This is a genomic window from Pseudomonas palleroniana, from assembly GCF_022836895.1.
GTDB lineage: Bacteria > Pseudomonadota > Gammaproteobacteria > Pseudomonadales > Pseudomonadaceae > Aquipseudomonas > Aquipseudomonas palleroniana.
In genome coordinates this window covers 3423824-3441248 of the sequence record NZ_CP092411.1, presented here as the reverse complement: position 1 = coordinate 3441248, position 17425 = coordinate 3423824, and the positions used below count along the sequence as shown (strand labels likewise).

The following is a 17425-nucleotide window of genomic DNA, read 5'->3' as shown; positions in this document are numbered from 1 at the left end:
AGTTGAGGTGCAGTCGAGAAAGCCATGCCAACCCTTTGCATTGGCCGGTGTTTTCGAACAGGTAACCCGTATTCCCTGATCCGTATCGCGCTTCACGTTGTCATGGCCTGAACCCTACCTGGATTGCTCAGGTACCAGGACAACGAGCCTCTTGAGCGAGGGCGGATCATGCGCACACCAACTTCACCCAGGCTTTACCTGGGCATTGCTGCATCAGCGATGCTCGCCACCTGGCCGCTTCTTTCCCAAGGGGCCTGTACCACGAGCCCCGGGCCTTCAGGCCAGATTTTCACCTGCACCAGCGGCACCACCCCTGGCATTACCGCCTTGACGGGCGATAACCAGGTGCTGTTCCCCAGTGGTAATGCGGTGATCAGCGGCAATATCCGCTTGGGGCCAGGCGGCGACCTGGTGCAACTGGATGCACCCGACACACAGGTCAATGGCTCGGTGGATATGGGCGATGGCGCCAATATCTTCCGGCTGAACAAGGGCACCATCACCGGCTCAGTCACCCAAGGTGCAGGCCAGGATGTGATGCAGATCAGTGGTGGACAGGCGGGAGCCATTTTACAAGGCTCGGGAGCCGACAGTTTTGCAATGAGTGCAGGTAAGGTTCTTTCGGTGGACCAGGGAGATGGCACCGACCAGTTCTTTATGAGCGGCGGTGAGATCACGGGGGCTTTATTAAGCGGCGACAAGGCACTGATGACCGGCGGGACCATCAACCGAGTGGATATGCGGTTGGAGAAAAATGAATTTGATATGCGCGGCGGCAGGATTATCGCCAACCTGGTCACCGGATTTGACGACGACACCATCCTGATTTCAGGCACCGCACGTATCGGCGGCAATATCAGCACCAGCGGCGGCCAAGATTTCATCCAGATCACTGGTGGAGAGATCCTGGGCCAGATTCTCGCCGGTACGGGCAACGACACCTTCATCTGGCGCGACGCCGGGTTCATTCGTGGAACGATCCTGATGGGCGCCGATGACGATACTGCCTTGCTCCAGAATCTGACCGAGAGCATCGTGTCCTCGACACCGCAATTGGATGGCGGCCCAGGCAACGACAAGCTGACCTTCGACAATACCCAGGTTGCCACACCCGAACGCTTTACCAACTGGGAAACAGTGCTGCTCGACAACCACTCAAGCCTGCAGTTGGGCGGCACCTTCGTGCTGGGAGACAGCGGCACCGGAACTGGCACGATGACAGTCGACGGCTCAAGCACGCTGTTGGTGGACACGGGTATCATCAGCTCCTTCACCAGCGGTCAACTGGCCACACTGAACAACGGCGGGCTGATCGACATGACCGGCAACCCCACGGCCACCCACAGTCTGACCGTCAATGGTAACTATAACGGCACCGGTGGCCGGCTCGCGCTCAGTAGCGTATTGGACGGCGACGGTTCGCCCAGTGACAAGCTGGTGGTGAGCCAAGGCACCCTCAGCGGCACCACCAGCCTCAGCGTCACCAAACTCGGCGGCAAAGGCGCTGCGACCTTGCAAGACGGTATTCTGGTGGTGCAGGCGATCAACGGCGCGACCGGCGCTGGCACTGCCTTTACCTCCTCCGGGGTATCCGCAGGCGCCTTCAATTACTACCTGTTCAAGGGCGGCGTCACCCCAGGCACGGAGCAGAATTACTACCTGCGCAACACCGTCCCTGTCACGCCGCCGCCTGACCCGGTCATCGTCACCCCGCTACCGGAGCCGGTACCGGGCACCCCGCCGCTGCCGCCGAACCCTGTGGTCACGCCCGTAGACCCGGCGGCCCCGATTAATCCCGTCGTCAAGCCGATCCCGCTCTACCGCGAGGAAGTGCCCGTCTATTCCGTGTTGTATCCCGCCGTGCAACAAATGGTGCAAGGCATGCTCGGCACCTATCACGAGCGCCAGGGTGACCAGGCCCAACCGCGACAGACCGGTGTATTCCCCACCGGCTGGGCCAGGGTGTATGGCAGCAATGGTCGCCAGGGTTTTACCGGGACGGTGAACCCCACATTGAACAGCGCGCGGAGCGGCTACCAACTGGGCACCGATCTCTATGCCCACGCTCACGACACCGGCCAGACCCAACGCGCCGGCCTGTTCGTTGGCCAGGGTCGTTTGCAAGGCAGTATCAAAGGCTTCAATGACGGCTTTGAGGACAACAATGCCGGCGACGTCACCTTGCGCAACAAGAGCCTGGGCGTCTATTGGACGTTGATTGGGGCCAACCGTGCCTACCTCGACCTGGTGCTGATGAAGTCCTGGATCGACGGGCATAGCGAGTCTGATCGGGGCATCAAGATGAAGGTCAAGGGGCGCGACGTGACGGCCTCGGCCGAAGTCGGCTGGCCGTTTTCCATCAGCCCACATTGGGAACTTGAACCCCAGGGTCAGTTCATCGTGGGGCGCAGCTCACTGGATAGTCAAAATGACGGTCCCTCCGCAATCACGTTCCACAGCGACACCAACGTCACCACCCGCCTTGGCGCGCGGCTGCGGGGTGACTACCAGGTGCGTGGCATGCCGCTGCAACCCTATGTGCGGGCCAACGTTTGGCATACCAGCGCCGGCATGAATACCGTGAGGTTCAACGGCGTGACCGACATCGATACCGAGCAGAAATCCACCACAATGGAGCTCAAAGTCGGCGCAACGCTGAAGGTCGCCCAGGATGTCAGCGTTTACGGCGAGTTGGGTTACACCCGCAATCTCGACAGCAATGCCGTCAACGGACGATCAGGCACCGTGGGTGTGCAGGTCGATTTCTGAGTCTTTGTATCGCAGTGTGTATGGCGACCACTGCGATACATAACCCCTGAACCGAGGCGCATTGCTGACACACGCCAGATACCACCCGGCGTTCAACTGAGAGCCAGGCACACATCAAGCCGTAGGAGGCTCGCCATGCACTCTCAGTTGAACCGCCGCTCTCTGTTCCTGGCCCTGGCCCTGTCGCCACTCGGCGCCGTGGGCGTGGCCAATGCCGAAATGCCTGAGACCAATATTCCACACGCCGTCAGCCAGCCCAGCTTCGGTGCCCTCAAGCACATCAAGGCAGGCCTGCTGGAGGTGGCCTACGCCGAAGTCGGCCCGGCCAACGGCCAGGCGGTGATCCTGCTGCACGGCTGGCCCTACGATATCGACAGCTACGCCAACGTTGCCCCACTGCTCGCAGCCAAGGGTTATCGCGTACTGATCCCCTACGCCCGTGGTTATGGCGACACGCGTTTTCTGTCGGATAAAACCTTGCGCAACGGCGAACCCGCCGCGTTGGCCCAGGATGTGATCGACTTCATGGATGCCCTGAAGATCCAGCAAGCGGTGCTTGGGGGTTATGACTGGGGCGCACGCTCGGCGGATATTGTCTCGGCGCTGTGGCCGGAGCGGGTCAAGGCGCTGGTGTCGGTCAGCGGTTACCTGATCGGCAACCAGGCCGCCGGCAAGAACCCGTTGCCACCCAAGGCCGAGTTGCAATGGTGGTACCAGTTCTACTTCGCCACCGAGCGCGGCGCGGCGGGCTATCAGAAAAACACCCACGACTTCGCCAAGCTGATCTGGCAAACCGCCTCTCCGCAATGGCAGTTCGACGACGCCACCTTCAACCGCAGCGCCAAGGGCCTGGACAACCCCGACCACGTCGCCATCACCGTCTTCAATTACCGCTGGCGTCTGGGGCTGGTGCAGGGAGAGGCGCAGTACGCGGCACTGGAGCAGCAACTCGCCACCTCGCCGTCGATTGGCGTGCCGACCATCACCCTGGAAGGCGACGCCAACGGCGCACCGCACCCGCAACCGGAGGACTATGCCAAGCGGTTCACCGGCAAGTACCAGTTCCGTCAGGTCAATGGCGGTATCGGCCACAACTTGCCCCAGGAAGCGCCCGAGGCGTTCGCCAAGGCCGTGGTGGATGCGGATCATCTGTAAAGCTCGATAGCCGGAAAAAAATCCGGCTATTTCAAACCACCCTCGGCAATCGCAAACTCGAGAATATGGTCACCCTCTTCATCGCACTCTCCTGTCCACGTCCAGCCCAAGTGCCGATAGAAACCATAAGAGCGTACATTCGGGTCGCTGGCACACGCCAGAAACAAACGTTCAAAGCCTGCGTGGTGGAGTTCAGCGGTCACTTGCCCCAGCAAGGACTTGCCGATCCCTTGCCCTTCGTATTCCCCAAGGAGCGCGAGCACCGTGACTTCGCCGGTGCTCCGCTCACCAAAGCAATACCCGACTATCCTGCCGTTCACACAGGCGACAACGCCGATAGAACTGCCGTCAACGATGCCGGCACTCCAGGACTCGACCGTGATGCCCAGCGCACGCAGCGCTTCTTCTGAAAATGCATTTTCTCTCGTCAGCCCGCGGATTTGGATACACAACGAAACGTCATCAGGCGTGGCCGTACGATAGGTAATATGATCCATGAGTCGATTTTCCGTTTTACAGCGCAGACAACTCGCGCCCTGAACAGCGAACTCTATCTGTTTATCAAGCCAAGCCCTGCGCAATTGTGTTGTTCAGTTGTTACGGCCCCCGTCCCTCTCGTACCCTAGTGACCACCTCTGCCCGAGTCGACTGGAGTGCACATGGACCTCACCACCCTCACCCTCTTCCTCCCCGCCTGCTTCGCCCTGAACATGGCCCCAGGCCCCAACAACCTGCTGTCCGTGAGCAACGCCACACGCTACGGCTACCGCATATCCTGCCTTGCCGGCATCGGCCGCCTGCTGGCTTTCGCCGGCATGATCGCCCTCGCCTCTGCAGGCTTGGCGGTGGTGCTGCAAACCTCGGAGTTGTTGTTCTACGGGATCAAGATTCTGGGGGCGGCGTACCTGTTTTATCTGGCGTTTCAGTTGTGGCGGGCCAATCCCCAGGCAGAGGCGCAGGCGAGTACGGCCAAGGTGGGTTTGTGGGGGTTGGCACGCCAGGAGTTTCTGGTGGCGGCAGGCAACCCGAAAGCCATCCTGATCTTCACCGCCTTCCTTCCACAGTTTGTAGTACCCGGCCAACCGATCACGCCACAGTTCGCGCTACTGGGTGCACTGTTCCTGGCACTGGAGTGGATCGCCATCAGCGCTTATGCCTACATGGGCCTGCACATGCGCCGCTGGTTTGCCGAGCCACGGGGCAAGCGGATATTCAATCGTTGCTGCGCAGGGTTGTTGTCGGCTGCGGCGACGGTGCTGTTGACCGCACGCCGGGCGGGATGATGTCGTCGGGGCTCACTACCGGGGTGGGGTAAAGGACAACCCGTATCTCATCTCGACCAGTGCTGTCCCGCCCCTCTGCAGATCGCGCTCGCTGCCCGCTTCCTCAACGCACCCGGCCCGGCGATAAAACCGGATAGCTCTTTGATTACCGACCAGGACCCAAAGCGTCAAACGCTGAAAGCCCTGCTCCCTCAAGGACTGCTCGCCGGCTTTCCACAAAGCGAGCCCGATACCGGTGTGCCAGCACCCGGCTAACACATAGATCGCCATGACCTCACCCACCTGCCCCTGGGCGGCATCTTCATCACGGCTGGCGCCGACCGAGATCCAGCCAACCACCTGCTTGCCCAGCTCAGCCACCCATACGTTGGATTCGCCCGCTTCAATCGAGCGAGCCCAAAACACCTCACGCTGAGCCAGAGTGGCTTGCAACGAGGTCAGGTATTCGGCAGGCATCAAGTCCCGATAGGCCTGTTGCCAACTGCAGATATGAACCTGGGCAATCGCCCTTGCGTCGGTAGGTAATGCCTTGCGAATCATTGATGAATGCCTTGTTTGGACATTGAGAACTTGAGGTAGTGGTCGCTTCAATATGTCCCGTGAAGACGAAAAACTGATGACGGTCATGGTTCGAAGTGCTCAACAACAGACGACCTATCGGTAGGGCATTAGGATTTGTCGTTGCAACGACACGCAGGGTTTGAAGGAATAAAGCCAGGTCCAGACCACAATTTCAGTCCGCCCCTATTTTCACTCCAACTCACGGACGGCTTCATGGAACGACTTGATTCTCGTGGCATTGATGAAGACGGCTATATCCTCACCCCGTCCAACGTCGAGATGCAGCCACAATTCCAGGATTTATTGCGGGACGTTTGCACGACGCTCACGCAGTCGAGCCCCCTGCTGGATGGAATCTATATCTACGGCAGTGTTGCTCGAGGCGACGCCATTCCAGGAGGTTCCGACCTTGACCTGACCCTTGTGCTGCAAAGCGCTGCTACATCACAAGATCTGGAAATACTCGAATCGAAAAAGCGTAGGCTGGAAAGTCAGCATGCTGAAGTCATCAAAATCGATTTCGACATCGGCAGTCGCTCCGAAGTACTGGCGGCTGATAATCGGTTGAGCTGGGGGTACTGGCTCAAGCACCACTGTCGTTGCTTGTGGGGAAATGACCTGAGCAACCGCTTTGATCGGTTCAAGCCGTCGCGTGACATCGCCATTGCCGTCAATGGTGACTTTGAGACCGTGTTGGCACGCTATGCCGAAGCTATCGATCAGACGACTACGCCGGCGCAATCACTGCGCTTGCAACGAGAGGCCTCACGCAAACTCATCCGCTCGACTCAACTACTTTGCGTCGAACAGGACCTGATGTGGCCACAAACGTTGGAAGAGCACGTCGAGCTGTTTGTGCATCACTATCCCGACAAAGGAATGCAGGTCTGTTTTTTCTTGTCTGAGGCGAAGAGTCCTTGCGCTGAGCCAAAAGCATTTGCGTGTCTGCTCCGCGATTTTTTGACCTGGATGGTTAAAGAAACCCATCGGCTTGCGCTTCGGGACGAAGCGGGTCACACGCCCAGCGAGCTTGAACAAACGCAATCATGAGGCGCGCTGGAGGCCCGAACATAAACGTCCAAACGCTTCGTGCTGACCTCATAAACAACGTTATACGGAGGGAAAAGTGCGGATCCACATCACAGGCGCGTCATGTGCAGGCGTGACAACACTGGGTCATGCCCTCGCCTCTTCACTCAGTCTTCGTCACTTCGATGTCGATGACTTTTATTGGCTACCCACTAACCCACCGTTTACAACCAAACGTGCGCCCGAGGAGCGCGTGGCGCTGATTCAGCAACGCTTCGGTGATGACAATTGGATACTCACTGGTTCTTGTGCGGAGTGGGGAGATGCACTAATCAAAAACGCCGACCTGATTGTGTTTGTTGCAACGCCAACCTCCGTTCGCCTTGAACGCCTGGCCGCACGTGAAAAACAGCGCTATGGCGATAGACTCGAGCCAGGTGGCGACATGCATGAGATCCATGTGGCCTTCAAGGAATGGGCTTCGCGGTACGACGACCCGACCTTTTCCGGGCGCAACAGGGCGCGGCACGAACGGTGGTTGTCGAAGCAAACCGTTCCGATTGTCAGAGTCGATGGGTTGAGCAGTGCTGAAAAGATGGCGGCGGATGTCATTCATGCGTTGTCTCAAGTAGCGTCCTGGCCCGCAACAGGAAAGCCCCCTTTGAGAGGAAACATTCGATGACCAAAACCGAACTCACCGATCTCTACAACGGCTACATCGACTGCCTCAACCGCCAGGATTGGGCGCACCTGGGTGATTTCGTTGCGCCTGACGTCACCTACAACGCCACCGTCGTGGGGCTCGCGGGTTATCGCGCCATGCTGGAGCGCGACTTTCGCGAAATTCCCGACCTGGTGTTTCGCATCCAACTGCTGGTGGTCGACCCGCCCAGGATTGCCAGCCGGCTTAACTTCAACGTCCACCCTCGTGGGGAGTTTTTCGGATTGCCGATCAACGGCAAGCGGGTGGTCTTTGATGAAAACGTATTTTACGAAGTCGACAACGGCAGATTTGCGCACGTCTGGTCAGTGATCGACAAGGCGGCGGTCGAACGACAGCTGTGATGGCTGGCGTCGTCTAAACTCCACGCACCCATCAACCCTGTGGAGCGTTGAGATGAAGCATAAAAATACCCTATGCCTCTGGTACAGCGGCACCGCCCAGGAGGCGGCGACCTTCTATGCCGCCACCTTTCCCGACAGCCGCGTCGACGCCGTGCACCTTGCGCCGTGCGACTACCCTTCGGGCAAGCAAGGCGACGTGTTGACCGTCGAATTCACGGTAATGGGCGTTGCCTGCCTGGGCCTCAATGGCGGCCCGGTGTTCCCGCAGACTGAAGCGTTTTCGTTCCAGGTAGCGACGGACGACCAGGCTGAAACCGACCGTTATTGGCACGCCATTATCGATAACGGTGGCCAGGCCAGCGCCTGTGGCTGGTGCAAGGACAAGTGGGGCGTGTCTTGGCAGATCACCCCGCGTGTGTTGAGCGCAGCGATCAGCCATCCCGACCCGGCCATCGCCAAGCGCGCCTTTGACGCCATGATGAGCATGACCAAGATCGACGTCGCCGCCATCGAGGCTGCCGTAGCCGGACGTTGACCCCTAGGCCCCTTCAGCCCCCAGGTGACCCCATGCCCGTACAACCCCGCCCCGCCGTACTCGAGCTGATCGGCAACACACCGTTGGTCCGGGTCAGCCGCTTTGACACTGGCCTCTGCACGCTATTTCTCAAACTGGAATCGCAGAACCCCGGCGGCTCGATCAAGGATCGCATCGGCCTGGCCATGATCGACGCCGCCGAGCGTGACGGCCGCCTGCGCCCCGGAGGCACCATCGTCGAAGCCACCGCCGGCAACACCGGCCTGGGCCTGGCGCTGGTGGGCCGGGCCAAGGGCTACCGCGTGGTGCTGGTGGTGCCCGACAAGATGTCCACCGAAAAGGTGCTGCACCTCAAGGCCATGGGGGCCGAAGTGCATATCACCCGCTCCGACGTCGGCAAGGGCCACCCCGAGTACTACCAGGACGTGGCCGCACGCCTGGCCAACGACATTCCCGGCTCGTTTTTCGCCGACCAGTTCAACAACCCCGCCAACCCCATGGCCCACGAAACCAGCACCGCGCCGGAGATCTGGGCACAGACCCAGCACGATGTCGACGCGATCGTGGTGGGTGTCGGCTCGGCCGGTACCCTCACCGGCCTGACCCGTTTCTTCCAACGCGTGCAGCCCCAGCTGGAAATGGTGCTGGCCGACCCGGTGGGCTCGGTGATGGCCGAATACAGCCGCAGCGGCCAGTTGGAAACCCCCGGTTCCTGGGCCGTGGAAGGCATCGGGGAAGACTTTGTCCCGTCGATTGCCGATCTTTCCAGCGTGCGTCACGCCTATTCCATCAATGACGAAGAGAGCTTCGACCACGCCCGTCAACTGCTCAAGGCCGAAGGGATTCTCGGCGGGTCCTCGACCGGCACCCTACTCGCCGCCGCCTTGCGCTATTGTCGCGAGCAGACTGTGCCCAAGCGCGTGGTCACGTTCGTGTGCGACACCGGCACGCGCTATCTGTCGAAAGTCTATAACGACCAATGGATGCAGGACGCCGGCCTATTGCACTACAAGCACTACGGCGACTTGCGCGACCTGATCGCCCGACGCTTCGAAGATGGCCGGGTTATCAGCGTCAGCCCCGATGACACCTTGCTCACCGCCTTCCAGCGCATGCGCCTGGCCGATGTCTCGCAACTGCCGGTGCTGGTGGATGGCGAGCGACTAGTCGGGGTGATCGACGAGTCCGATATTTTACTGGGGCTACATCATGACGCCGCGGAGTTCACCATGATCGTTGACAGCGCCATGACCAACACCCTGCGCACCTTGCCGCCAAGTGCCAGCCTGGTTGAGTTGCAGGCGGAGCTGGATCGCGGCCTGGTCGCCATCATCGCCGACGCCTCAGGCTTCCACGGCTTGATTACCCGCGTCGACCTGCTCAATCACCTACGGAGATCCCTTGCATGAGTCAGTCCGATAAAAGCGCTTTCGCTACCCGCGTGATCCATGCCGGGCAATCCCCGGACCCGACCACGGGCGCGTTGATGCCGCCGATCTACGCCAACTCCACGTACCGGCAGAGCAGCCCCGGCGTGCACCAGGGGTTCGATTACGGACGCTCCCATAACCCCACGCGTTTTGCCCTGGAACGCTGCGTCGCCGATCTGGAAGGCGGCAGCCAGGCGTTTGCCTTCGCCTCGGGGTTGGCGGCGATCTCCACTGTGCTGGAACTGCTCGATGCCGGCGCGCATATCGTCTCCGGCAACGATTTGTACGGTGGCACCTTTCGCCTGTTCGACAAAGTGCGCCAGCGCAGTGCCGGGCACACCTTCAGCTATGTCGACTTGAGCAATGTCGCGGCTTTTGAGGCGGCGTTGCAGGCGAACACGCGCATGGTCTGGGTCGAAACGCCGAGCAACCCGCTGCTGAGCCTCACCGACCTCAGTGCAATCGCGCGTATCTGCCGGGATCGCGGGATTATCTGCGTGGCCGATAACACCTTCGCCAGCCCATGGATTCAGCGCCCGCTGGAGCTGGGTTTCGACATTGTGGTGCACTCCACCACCAAGTACCTCAACGGCCATTCCGACGTGATCGGTGGCATCGCCGTTGTGGGTCACAATCCGGAATTGGCGCAGCGCCTGGGCTTCCTGCAGAACTCGGTCGGCGCCATCGCCGGCCCGTTCGATGCCTTCCTGACCCTGCGCGGCGTGAAAACCCTGGCGCTGCGCATGGAACGCCATTGCAGCAACGCCCTGGAACTGGCCACCTGGCTGGAACAACAGCCGCAAGTGTCACGGGTGTATTACCCAGGGCTGGCGTCTCATCCACAGCACGAGCTGGCCCGCCGGCAGATGCACGGGTTTGGCGGGATGATTTCAGTCGACTTGAACAGCAACCTGGCCGGCGCCACACGCTTCCTGGAAAACGTCAGGATCTTCGCCCTGGCGGAAAGCCTGGGCGGCGTGGAAAGCCTGATCGAACACCCGGCAATCATGACCCACGCGAGCATCCCGGCCGCTACGCGGGCGCAGCTGGGGATTGGCGATGGGTTGGTAAGGTTGTCGGTGGGGGTCGAAGAGGTGGAAGATCTACGCGCAGATCTGGACCGTGCCCTGTCATACATCTAAACACACCTAGTGGCTGTAGTGAGCGGGCTTGCCCCGCGCTGGGGGGCAAGCCGCCCCAACAAGGACGCCGCAGTTTTTCAGGAAGACCGAGGCGCCTGGATTTGGGGCGGCTTCGCCCCCCAGCGCGGGGCAAGCCCGCTCACTACAAAGGCGTCAGGCTGAGGTGATGTTGGCCCGCGCCGCGTGCAGTTTCTTGTAGCTGTCGATCAAGCGCAGATGCCGGTCCAAGCCTTCCAGCTTCATGCTGGTCGGCGTCAAGCCGTAGAACCGTAGCGTGCCGTTGACCGAGCCAATCACTGCGTCCATACGCTCATTACCGAACATCCGGCGGAAGTTGGCCTCGTAGTCCTCCAGTTCCAGATCTTCATCCAGATGCATCTCCAGCACCGCATTCACCGCCTGGTAAAACAGCCCGCGGTCGACAGTGTTGTCGTTGTACTGCAAGAACATCTCCACGCACTCTTTCGCCTCTTCATATTGCTGCAAGGCGAGATAAATCAGCAGCTTCAACTCCAGGATGGTCAGTTGCCCCCACGCGGTGTTGTCGTCGAACTCGATGCCGATCAAGGTGGTGATGTCGGTGTAGTCATCCAGTTCGCTTTCCACCAGGCGCTCGGCCAGGGCCTTCAGCTCGTCATCGCTGAGACGGTGCAGGTTGAGGATGTCCTCGCGGAAAAACAGCGCCTTGTTGGTGTTGTCCCAGATCAGGTCGTCCACCGGGTAGATTTCCGAGTAGTCCGGCACCAGGATGCGGCACGCGGTGGCACCGAGGTGTTCGTACACCGCCATATAGGACTCTTTGCCCATGCCTTCGAGAATCCCGAACAGGGTCGCGGCTTCCTGGGCGTTGGAGTCTTCGCCATGGCCCGAGAAGTCCCACTCGACGAATTCATAATCCGACTGAGCACTGAAGAAGCGCCACGAAACCACGCCACTGGAATCGATGAAGTGCTCGACGAAGTTGTTCGGCTCGGTCACTGCGTGGCCTTCGAACGTTGGCTGCGGCAGGTCGTTCAAGCCCTCGAAGCTACGGCCCTGCAGCAGTTCGGTCAGGCTGCGTTCCAGCGCCACTTCCAGGCTGGGGTGCGCGCCGAACGAGGCGAATACGCCACCGGTGCGGGGGTTCATCAAGGTCACACACATCACTGGGAATTCACCGCCCAAGGACGCGTCCTTGACCAATACCGGGAAGCCTTGGGCTTCCAGGCCTTGAATACCCGCCAGAATGCTCGGGTATTTGGCCAGTACCTCGGCAGGCACGTCTGGCAACGCAAATTCGCCTTCAATGATTTCGCGCTTCACCGCCCGCTCGAAGATTTCCGACAGGCACTGAACCTGCGCTTCAGCCAAGGTGTTTCCCGCGCTCATGCCATTGCTGAGGTAGAGGTTTTCGATCAAGTTGGACGGAAAGTACACCACTTCACCGTCGGACTGGCGTACGAAGGGCAGCGAAACAATGCCGCGTTCTTCATTCCCCGAATTGGTGTCGAACAGGTGCGAACCGCGCAGCTCGCCATCGCGGTTGTAGATCTTCAGGCAGTAGGCGTCGAGGATTTCCGGCGGCAGCTCATCCTTGGGGCCCGGCTGGAACCAGCGCTCATCCGGGTAATGCACGAAGGGTGCGTTGGCCAGTTCCTCACCCCAGAACTGATCGTTGTAGAAGAAGTTGCAGTTGAGCCGCTCGATGAACTCGCCCAACGCCGATGCCAAGGCGCCCTCTTTGGTCGCACCCTTGCCGTTGGTGAAGCACATCGGCGAATGCGCATCGCGGATATGCAACGACCACACGTTAGGCACGATATTGCGCCACGAAGCGATTTCAATCTTCATGCCCAGGCCGGCCAGAATGCCGGACATGTTGGCAATGGTCTGTTCCAGCGGCAGGTCCTTGCCGGCAATGTAGGTGCCGGTCGAGGAAGTGGAGTTGGGCATCAGCAACGCCTGGGCATCGGCATCGAGGTTGTCCACTTCTTCGATGACGAATTCAGGGCCGGCCTGTACGACTTTTTTCACGGTGCAACGGTCGATGGAACGCAGGATGCCCTGGCGGTCCTTGTCGGAAATATCCGCCGGCAACTCGACCTGGATCTTGAAGATCTGGTTGTAGCGGTTTTCCGGGTCGACAATATTGTTCTGCGACAGGCGAATATTCTCAGTCGGAATATTGCGCGTCTGGCAATAAAGCTTGACGAAGTACGCCGCGCACAACGCTGACGAAGCCAGGAAGTAATCGAATGGCCCCGGTGCCGAACCGTCGCCTTTGTAGCGGATCGGCTGATCGGCAATCACCGTGAAGTCATCGAACTTGGCTTCAAGCCGAAGGTTGTCGAGAAAGTTGACCTTAATTTCCATGCGGGCACACCAGAATAACGAGCTAAACAAAATGGCCGCTATTATGAGGATTTTCGCCGGGAAGTTTCAGGGTTTTGCCGATCAACTGCTGATCGGTGGGTCAAGCCGGTGGATGGACCCCACCACCGGGATGATCTTCGTGCCGTGCGGCTGGCGTTCAGCCAGCGCTTATTGTTAGCGCAGGCGGATCGACAGTTCGATGTCATCGGCAAAGGGCACGGACAGGTAACCGTTATCCGCCGAACGCACATGCGCCAGGTACTCCGGGCAATAGTCAGTGTTGTCGGCCACCACCAGGGCACCGGGCCGCAGGTGTTTTTCCACCAGGCCCAGCACATCGCCATACAACGACTTGGCGCCATCGAGCAGCAACAGGTCGACGGTTTCCGGCAGCCCCGTGGCCAGGGTAACCAGGGCATCGCCTTCACGGATTTCGATCAGGTCGCTCACCCCGCCTTCGATGAAATGCTCGCGTGCCAGGGCGATCTTCGACGCTTCGAATTCGCTGCCGACCAGCACTCCGCCGCCGTTGTCGCGCAAGGCGGCAGCCAGGAACAGCGTGGACAGGCCGAACGAGGTGCCGAACTCGACGATGGCCCGTGCCCGGCTGCTGCGGGCGAGCATGTAAAGCAGGTTGCCGGTGTCGCGGGAGACCGGCAGCCACAGGTCCTTGAGCATTGTGTAGAGCGCCAGGTATTCGGTTTTACTGTGCATCAGGCGGTCGCGCTCCTCGCGGGGAACGCTGTCGATGATCGGGCTGGTGGCCGCACTGGCTTGGGTGTAGAGGCGTTCGATCAGCGGCGCCAATGGCGCGGTGGTCAGGGTCGTCATGGTTGCTTTCCGTCAGGTTGGGGCTAGGATGCGACTAATTCGTCGCATTAAAAGTATGCGAGTGATTCATCGTCTTCGCTATTCGCATTGGCCCAGCAGCCGGAGCTCTCCATGACCACCCGCCAGACCCCGCGTATTTCCTCGCGCAAGCAACCGCAACAGGCCCGTTCCACCGAACTGGTGGCGGCTATCCTGCAGGCCGCTACTCAGGTTTTGGCCAAAGAAGGTGCCACCCGTTTCACCACCGCGCGGGTGGCGGAAAAGGCCGGTGTGAGTGTGGGCTCGGTGTATCAGTACTTTCCCAACAAGGCGTCGATTCTGTTTCGACTGCAAAGTGATGAGTGGCAACAGACCACGCAAATGCTGTGTGACATCCTCGACGCTGCCGACGAGCCACCGTTGACGCGTCTACGGACCCTGGTGCATGCCTTCATCCACTCCGAATGCGAGGAAGCGCAGATGCGTGGGGCTCTGCACGACGCAGCGCCACTGTATCGGGATGCGCCTGAAGCCGTGCAAGTGCGCGCGGCAGGTCGCCAGGCGTTCCAGCGTTTCATGCTGGAACTGCTGCCCGAGGTACGCGACGAATCCCGCGCCCTGGCGTGCGACCTGATCCTCACCACCCTCAGTTCGGTGGGCAAGGACTTTTCAGGCAGCCCGCGTACGCCGGCAGAGATTGCGGTTTACGCGGATGGCATGGCGGATATGTTTCACGCTTATGTGAATACGCTCAACCAAGGCTGATGCTCCACGACATCGCGCAGCGGCTACCAGGCTCAAACCCGTGGGCATATTCATCCGCCAGTATTTGCGCCAGACGCGGGTCCGTTTCGGGTTTGAACCCCAGCCGTGTGTAGAACGGAGCGTTCCACGGCACGTGCTTGAACGTCGTCAGCGTCACCGCACGCAATGCATTTGATTGGGCATAGTCCTTGGCGGTCTCCAGCAGCTTGCGCCCCCAGCCCTGGCCCTGGACGGCTTGCGCAACTGACATCTCATGGATATGTAAAACGCCATCCTGAGGTTCTGCGCTGAGGAAGCCTTGAAGCTGATCGTTGGCATCGACCACCACCCAACAGGTCGATAAAGCGATCAGTTGCTGATGGCGCTCGACCGTCAGGGTGGCGCTGTCCGCCAACCCGCCCAACCCGTCGATCTCACGGAACACCTGGGCAGCAGACCGCTCAATGGCGGGTAACAAAGGCGCGTCCTCTCGATGCGCGAAGCGGATGTGGGCAGGCATAGGATCTCAACTCGGGATGGCGATCGCAGTGTAAAGACAATGCCGGGTGCTTTCGAACAAATCCCTGTCTGCATTCGCGCAATCGCTGATATGTTTTGCTCCTCTCCTGCGAAGGGATGTGCCATGGAACCGTTAGCGACAAACGCAGCATTGATGATCATCGACATGCAACAGGGCATGAACGACGCCAAACTTGGTCGACGCAATAATCCGCACGCCGAATTGCACCTACAGCACCTGCTCAGCGCGTGGCGGCAGTCCCGGCGCCCCGTCGTGCATGTCCGGCATATTTCCCGCACCCCTGGCTCGGTGTTCTGGCCCGGCCAGCCGGGCTGCGAATTCCAGGCCGCGCTGGCGCCGCTCCAGCATGAGCATGTCGTGGAAAAAAACGTACCCGATGCCTTCACTGCAACCGGCCTGGAGCGTTGGCTGCACATGCGCTCGATCCAGCAATTGGTGATCGCTGGCGTAATTACCAACAACTCTGTCGAAGCCACCGCGCGATCCGGCGGTAACCTGGGCTTCGATGTCATCGTCGTCGAGGATGCTTGCTACACCTTTGATCAAACCGACTTGCGCGGCCACCTCTGGCCGGCCGAGGACGTGCATGCTCTGTCGCTGAGTAACCTGGCAATGGATTACGCCAGGATCGCCGAGACGACTCAGTTATTGGCTCGCTGCTGACAAAGTCGTTCGGAGTCGGACGCAAGTGCATCGGTGCATCGGCGCATCGCTGCTTTGCACAGCGCTTATCGAGCCGATTTTTCAGAACAAAATTATTCCTTGTTGTACACAAAATACCGCTAAAGCTTTATCCACATCGAGCCGAAACAGACAGTGATATCAAATCGCCCGCCCGCAGTTTGGGGAAGGGTGATTTGGCCGCCCTCCCCGCTGATGGTCGTCCCGATGAAAATAAAAAATAAGCTGGTGCTTGCTTTCGTATCCGTCGCTTTTATCCCGGTGAGCCTGGTTGCAGTGATCTCCGTGATGAATACGCGCACTCAGGCGGTCGAGCAGTTCATTGATGGCAGCACCCGTGAGATCCGCCAGATCGACGGCAACATTCGGCAGTTCTTCGATGGCACGGTGCAGAACGTCGATCAAATGGCCGCCGATCCTGTATACACTTCCGTGAACACTCTGAAAGACTACCAGTCCGCCAATGCCCCCAGCCAGCCGATGCCGGCGCAGGCCCAGCAGGTGATTGAGCAGTTTGCGCGTTTCGGTTCGACGCATCCCTCGGCGGCAATCCTGTCCATCGGCCTGGAAGACGGCACTTACGCCAAATGGCCGGATGACCCGCAACTGGCCAAATACGATCCGCGCGCTCGCCCCTGGTACAAGGCGGCGATGGCCAGCCCCGGCAAGACCGTGCGCACCCCGGCTTACTATTACGACAAAGATGACGTCGCCCTGGTGGGCACCGCACGGGCGTTGCTGGATAACACCGGCAAGCCCAAGGGAGTGTTCGTGGTCAGTGTGTCGCTGAAGAACCTCACCGAATTGCTCAAGAGCATCAAGCTGGGTGAAAGCGGCTATGTGATGCTGATCGAGGACGGCGTGGTGCTGGTCGACCCACGCAATGCGGCGCACAACTTCAAGCCGCTCAAGGACCTCGGTGCCCCTTATGCGCAGCTGGCCGATACGCCCCAGGGCTCCACCGAGGTGGTGATCGACGGCGTGCGTTACATGGCCAACGTCTGGACCTCCCCGGGCCTCGGCTGGCGTTATGTGGGGTTGATCGAATACAACGAAGTCATGGCAGCCGCCACGCGCATGACCTACCTGACCGCCGTGATCGTGGCGGTGCTGGTGCTGATCTTCGGGCTGATTGCCGCGGCGTTTTCCAAGGTGATCGTCAAGCCGATTGGCCAGGTCAGCACCGGCTTGCAGTCGATCGCCCAGGGCGAAGGTGACCTGCGCCATGAGTTGCAGGTGCAGGGCAAGGATGAAACCGCCGAGCTGGCCGGCTGGTTCAACAAGTTTCTCGCCGCGATCCGGCAACTGATCCAGCATATCGGTGCGGC

Annotated in this window: 16 protein-coding genes and 1 pseudogene; 12 read left to right on the top strand and 5 right to left on the bottom strand. The window is 60.0% G+C overall.

The window, feature by feature from the left end:
• Positions 1 to 168: 168 nt before the first annotated feature.
• Positions 169 to 2769 carry an autotransporter family protein gene (locus tag MJP36_RS15670; protein WP_244383394.1) on the top strand — a complete coding sequence of 867 codons (2601 nt, stop codon included), beginning with the start codon at positions 169 to 171 and terminating at the stop codon, positions 2767 to 2769.
• 135 nt (positions 2770 to 2904) lie between these two features.
• Positions 2905 to 3924, top strand: a complete 1020-nt coding sequence (locus MJP36_RS15665) for an alpha/beta fold hydrolase (protein ID WP_244383393.1) — start codon at positions 2905 to 2907, stop codon at positions 3922 to 3924.
• A gap of 26 nt (positions 3925 to 3950) precedes the next feature.
• Here MJP36_RS15665 and MJP36_RS15660 read toward each other — a convergent pair whose 3' ends face one another.
• Entirely contained in the window at positions 3951 to 4421 is a 471-nt protein-coding gene (locus tag MJP36_RS15660) for a GNAT family N-acetyltransferase (protein ID WP_244383392.1), read from the bottom strand.
• A gap of 162 nt (positions 4422 to 4583) precedes the next feature.
• Here MJP36_RS15660 and MJP36_RS15655 point away from each other — a divergent pair, with 162 nt between their 5' ends.
• Complete coding sequence (locus tag MJP36_RS15655) at positions 4584 to 5207, top strand: LysE family translocator (protein WP_198761195.1); 624 nt, start codon at positions 4584 to 4586, stop codon at positions 5205 to 5207.
• A 15-nt stretch (positions 5208 to 5222) separates the two neighbouring features.
• Here the strand turns inward: MJP36_RS15655 and MJP36_RS15650 are convergent, their stop codons facing one another.
• The gene (locus MJP36_RS15650) at positions 5223 to 5747 is read right to left on the bottom strand and encodes a GNAT family N-acetyltransferase (RefSeq protein ID WP_244385631.1); all 525 of its coding nucleotides are present in this window, start codon (positions 5745 to 5747) and stop codon (positions 5223 to 5225) included.
• A 234-nt stretch (positions 5748 to 5981) separates the two neighbouring features.
• On the opposite strand from MJP36_RS15650, the gene MJP36_RS15645 reads away from it, so the two are divergent.
• The 6 genes from MJP36_RS15645 (at position 5982) to MJP36_RS15620 (ending at position 10969) form a co-directional block, all read left to right on the top strand.
• The gene (locus MJP36_RS15645) at positions 5982 to 6818 is read left to right on the top strand and encodes a nucleotidyltransferase domain-containing protein (protein WP_244383391.1); all 837 of its coding nucleotides are present in this window, start codon (positions 5982 to 5984) and stop codon (positions 6816 to 6818) included.
• A 76-nt stretch (positions 6819 to 6894) separates the two neighbouring features.
• Positions 6895 to 7479: an ATP-binding protein gene (locus MJP36_RS15640; protein ID WP_244383390.1), complete on the top strand. Its 585-nt coding sequence runs from the start codon at positions 6895 to 6897 to the stop codon at positions 7477 to 7479.
• On the top strand, positions 7476 to 7862 hold the full coding sequence (locus MJP36_RS15635; protein WP_244383389.1) for an ester cyclase: 387 nt from the start codon (positions 7476 to 7478) through the stop codon (positions 7860 to 7862). Before MJP36_RS15640 ends, MJP36_RS15635 begins: the two co-directional genes overlap by 4 nt.
• A gap of 52 nt (positions 7863 to 7914) precedes the next feature.
• On the top strand, positions 7915 to 8397 hold the full coding sequence (locus tag MJP36_RS15630; RefSeq protein WP_244383388.1) for a VOC family protein: 483 nt from the start codon (positions 7915 to 7917) through the stop codon (positions 8395 to 8397).
• Positions 8398 to 8429: 32 nt separating this feature from the next.
• Complete coding sequence (locus tag MJP36_RS15625) at positions 8430 to 9806, top strand: pyridoxal-phosphate dependent enzyme (RefSeq protein WP_244383387.1); 1377 nt, start codon at positions 8430 to 8432, stop codon at positions 9804 to 9806.
• Positions 9803 to 10969 carry a cystathionine gamma-synthase gene (locus MJP36_RS15620; RefSeq protein WP_244383386.1) on the top strand — a complete coding sequence of 389 codons (1167 nt, stop codon included), beginning with the start codon at positions 9803 to 9805 and terminating at the stop codon, positions 10967 to 10969. Before MJP36_RS15625 ends, MJP36_RS15620 begins: the two co-directional genes overlap by 4 nt.
• 153 nt (positions 10970 to 11122) lie before the next feature.
• On the opposite strand, the gene MJP36_RS15615 is transcribed toward MJP36_RS15620, so the two are convergent.
• Positions 11123 to 13321, bottom strand: coding sequence for an OsmC domain/YcaO domain-containing protein (locus tag MJP36_RS15615; protein WP_244383385.1), 2199 nt, complete (start codon positions 13319 to 13321; stop codon positions 11123 to 11125).
• A 174-nt stretch (positions 13322 to 13495) separates the two neighbouring features.
• Positions 13496 to 14152 carry an O-methyltransferase gene (locus MJP36_RS15610; protein WP_244383384.1) on the bottom strand — a complete coding sequence of 219 codons (657 nt, stop codon included), beginning with the start codon at positions 14150 to 14152 and terminating at the stop codon, positions 13496 to 13498.
• Between the two features lie 111 nt (positions 14153 to 14263).
• Between MJP36_RS15610 and MJP36_RS15605 the strand changes: the two genes are divergently transcribed.
• On the top strand, positions 14264 to 14896 hold the full coding sequence (locus MJP36_RS15605) for a TetR/AcrR family transcriptional regulator (protein WP_060752688.1): 633 nt from the start codon (positions 14264 to 14266) through the stop codon (positions 14894 to 14896).
• Here the strand turns inward: MJP36_RS15605 and MJP36_RS15600 are convergent.
• Entirely contained in the window at positions 14883 to 15395 is a 513-nt protein-coding gene (locus tag MJP36_RS15600; RefSeq protein ID WP_090370768.1) for a GNAT family N-acetyltransferase, read from the bottom strand. The two genes, MJP36_RS15605 and MJP36_RS15600, sit on opposite strands and share 14 nt — an antisense overlap.
• 123 nt (positions 15396 to 15518) lie before the next feature.
• Here MJP36_RS15600 and MJP36_RS15595 point away from each other — a divergent pair, with 123 nt between their 5' ends.
• Together MJP36_RS15595 and MJP36_RS28115 are read left to right on the top strand one after the other, a co-directional pair.
• Positions 15519 to 16079: a cysteine hydrolase family protein gene (locus tag MJP36_RS15595; protein WP_244383383.1), complete on the top strand. Its 561-nt coding sequence runs from the start codon at positions 15519 to 15521 to the stop codon at positions 16077 to 16079.
• A 213-nt stretch (positions 16080 to 16292) separates the two neighbouring features.
• A pseudogene (locus MJP36_RS28115) lies at positions 16293 to 17342 on the top strand (cache domain-containing protein); the annotation flags it as partial.
• Between the last annotated feature and the right edge of the window lie 83 nt (positions 17343 to 17425).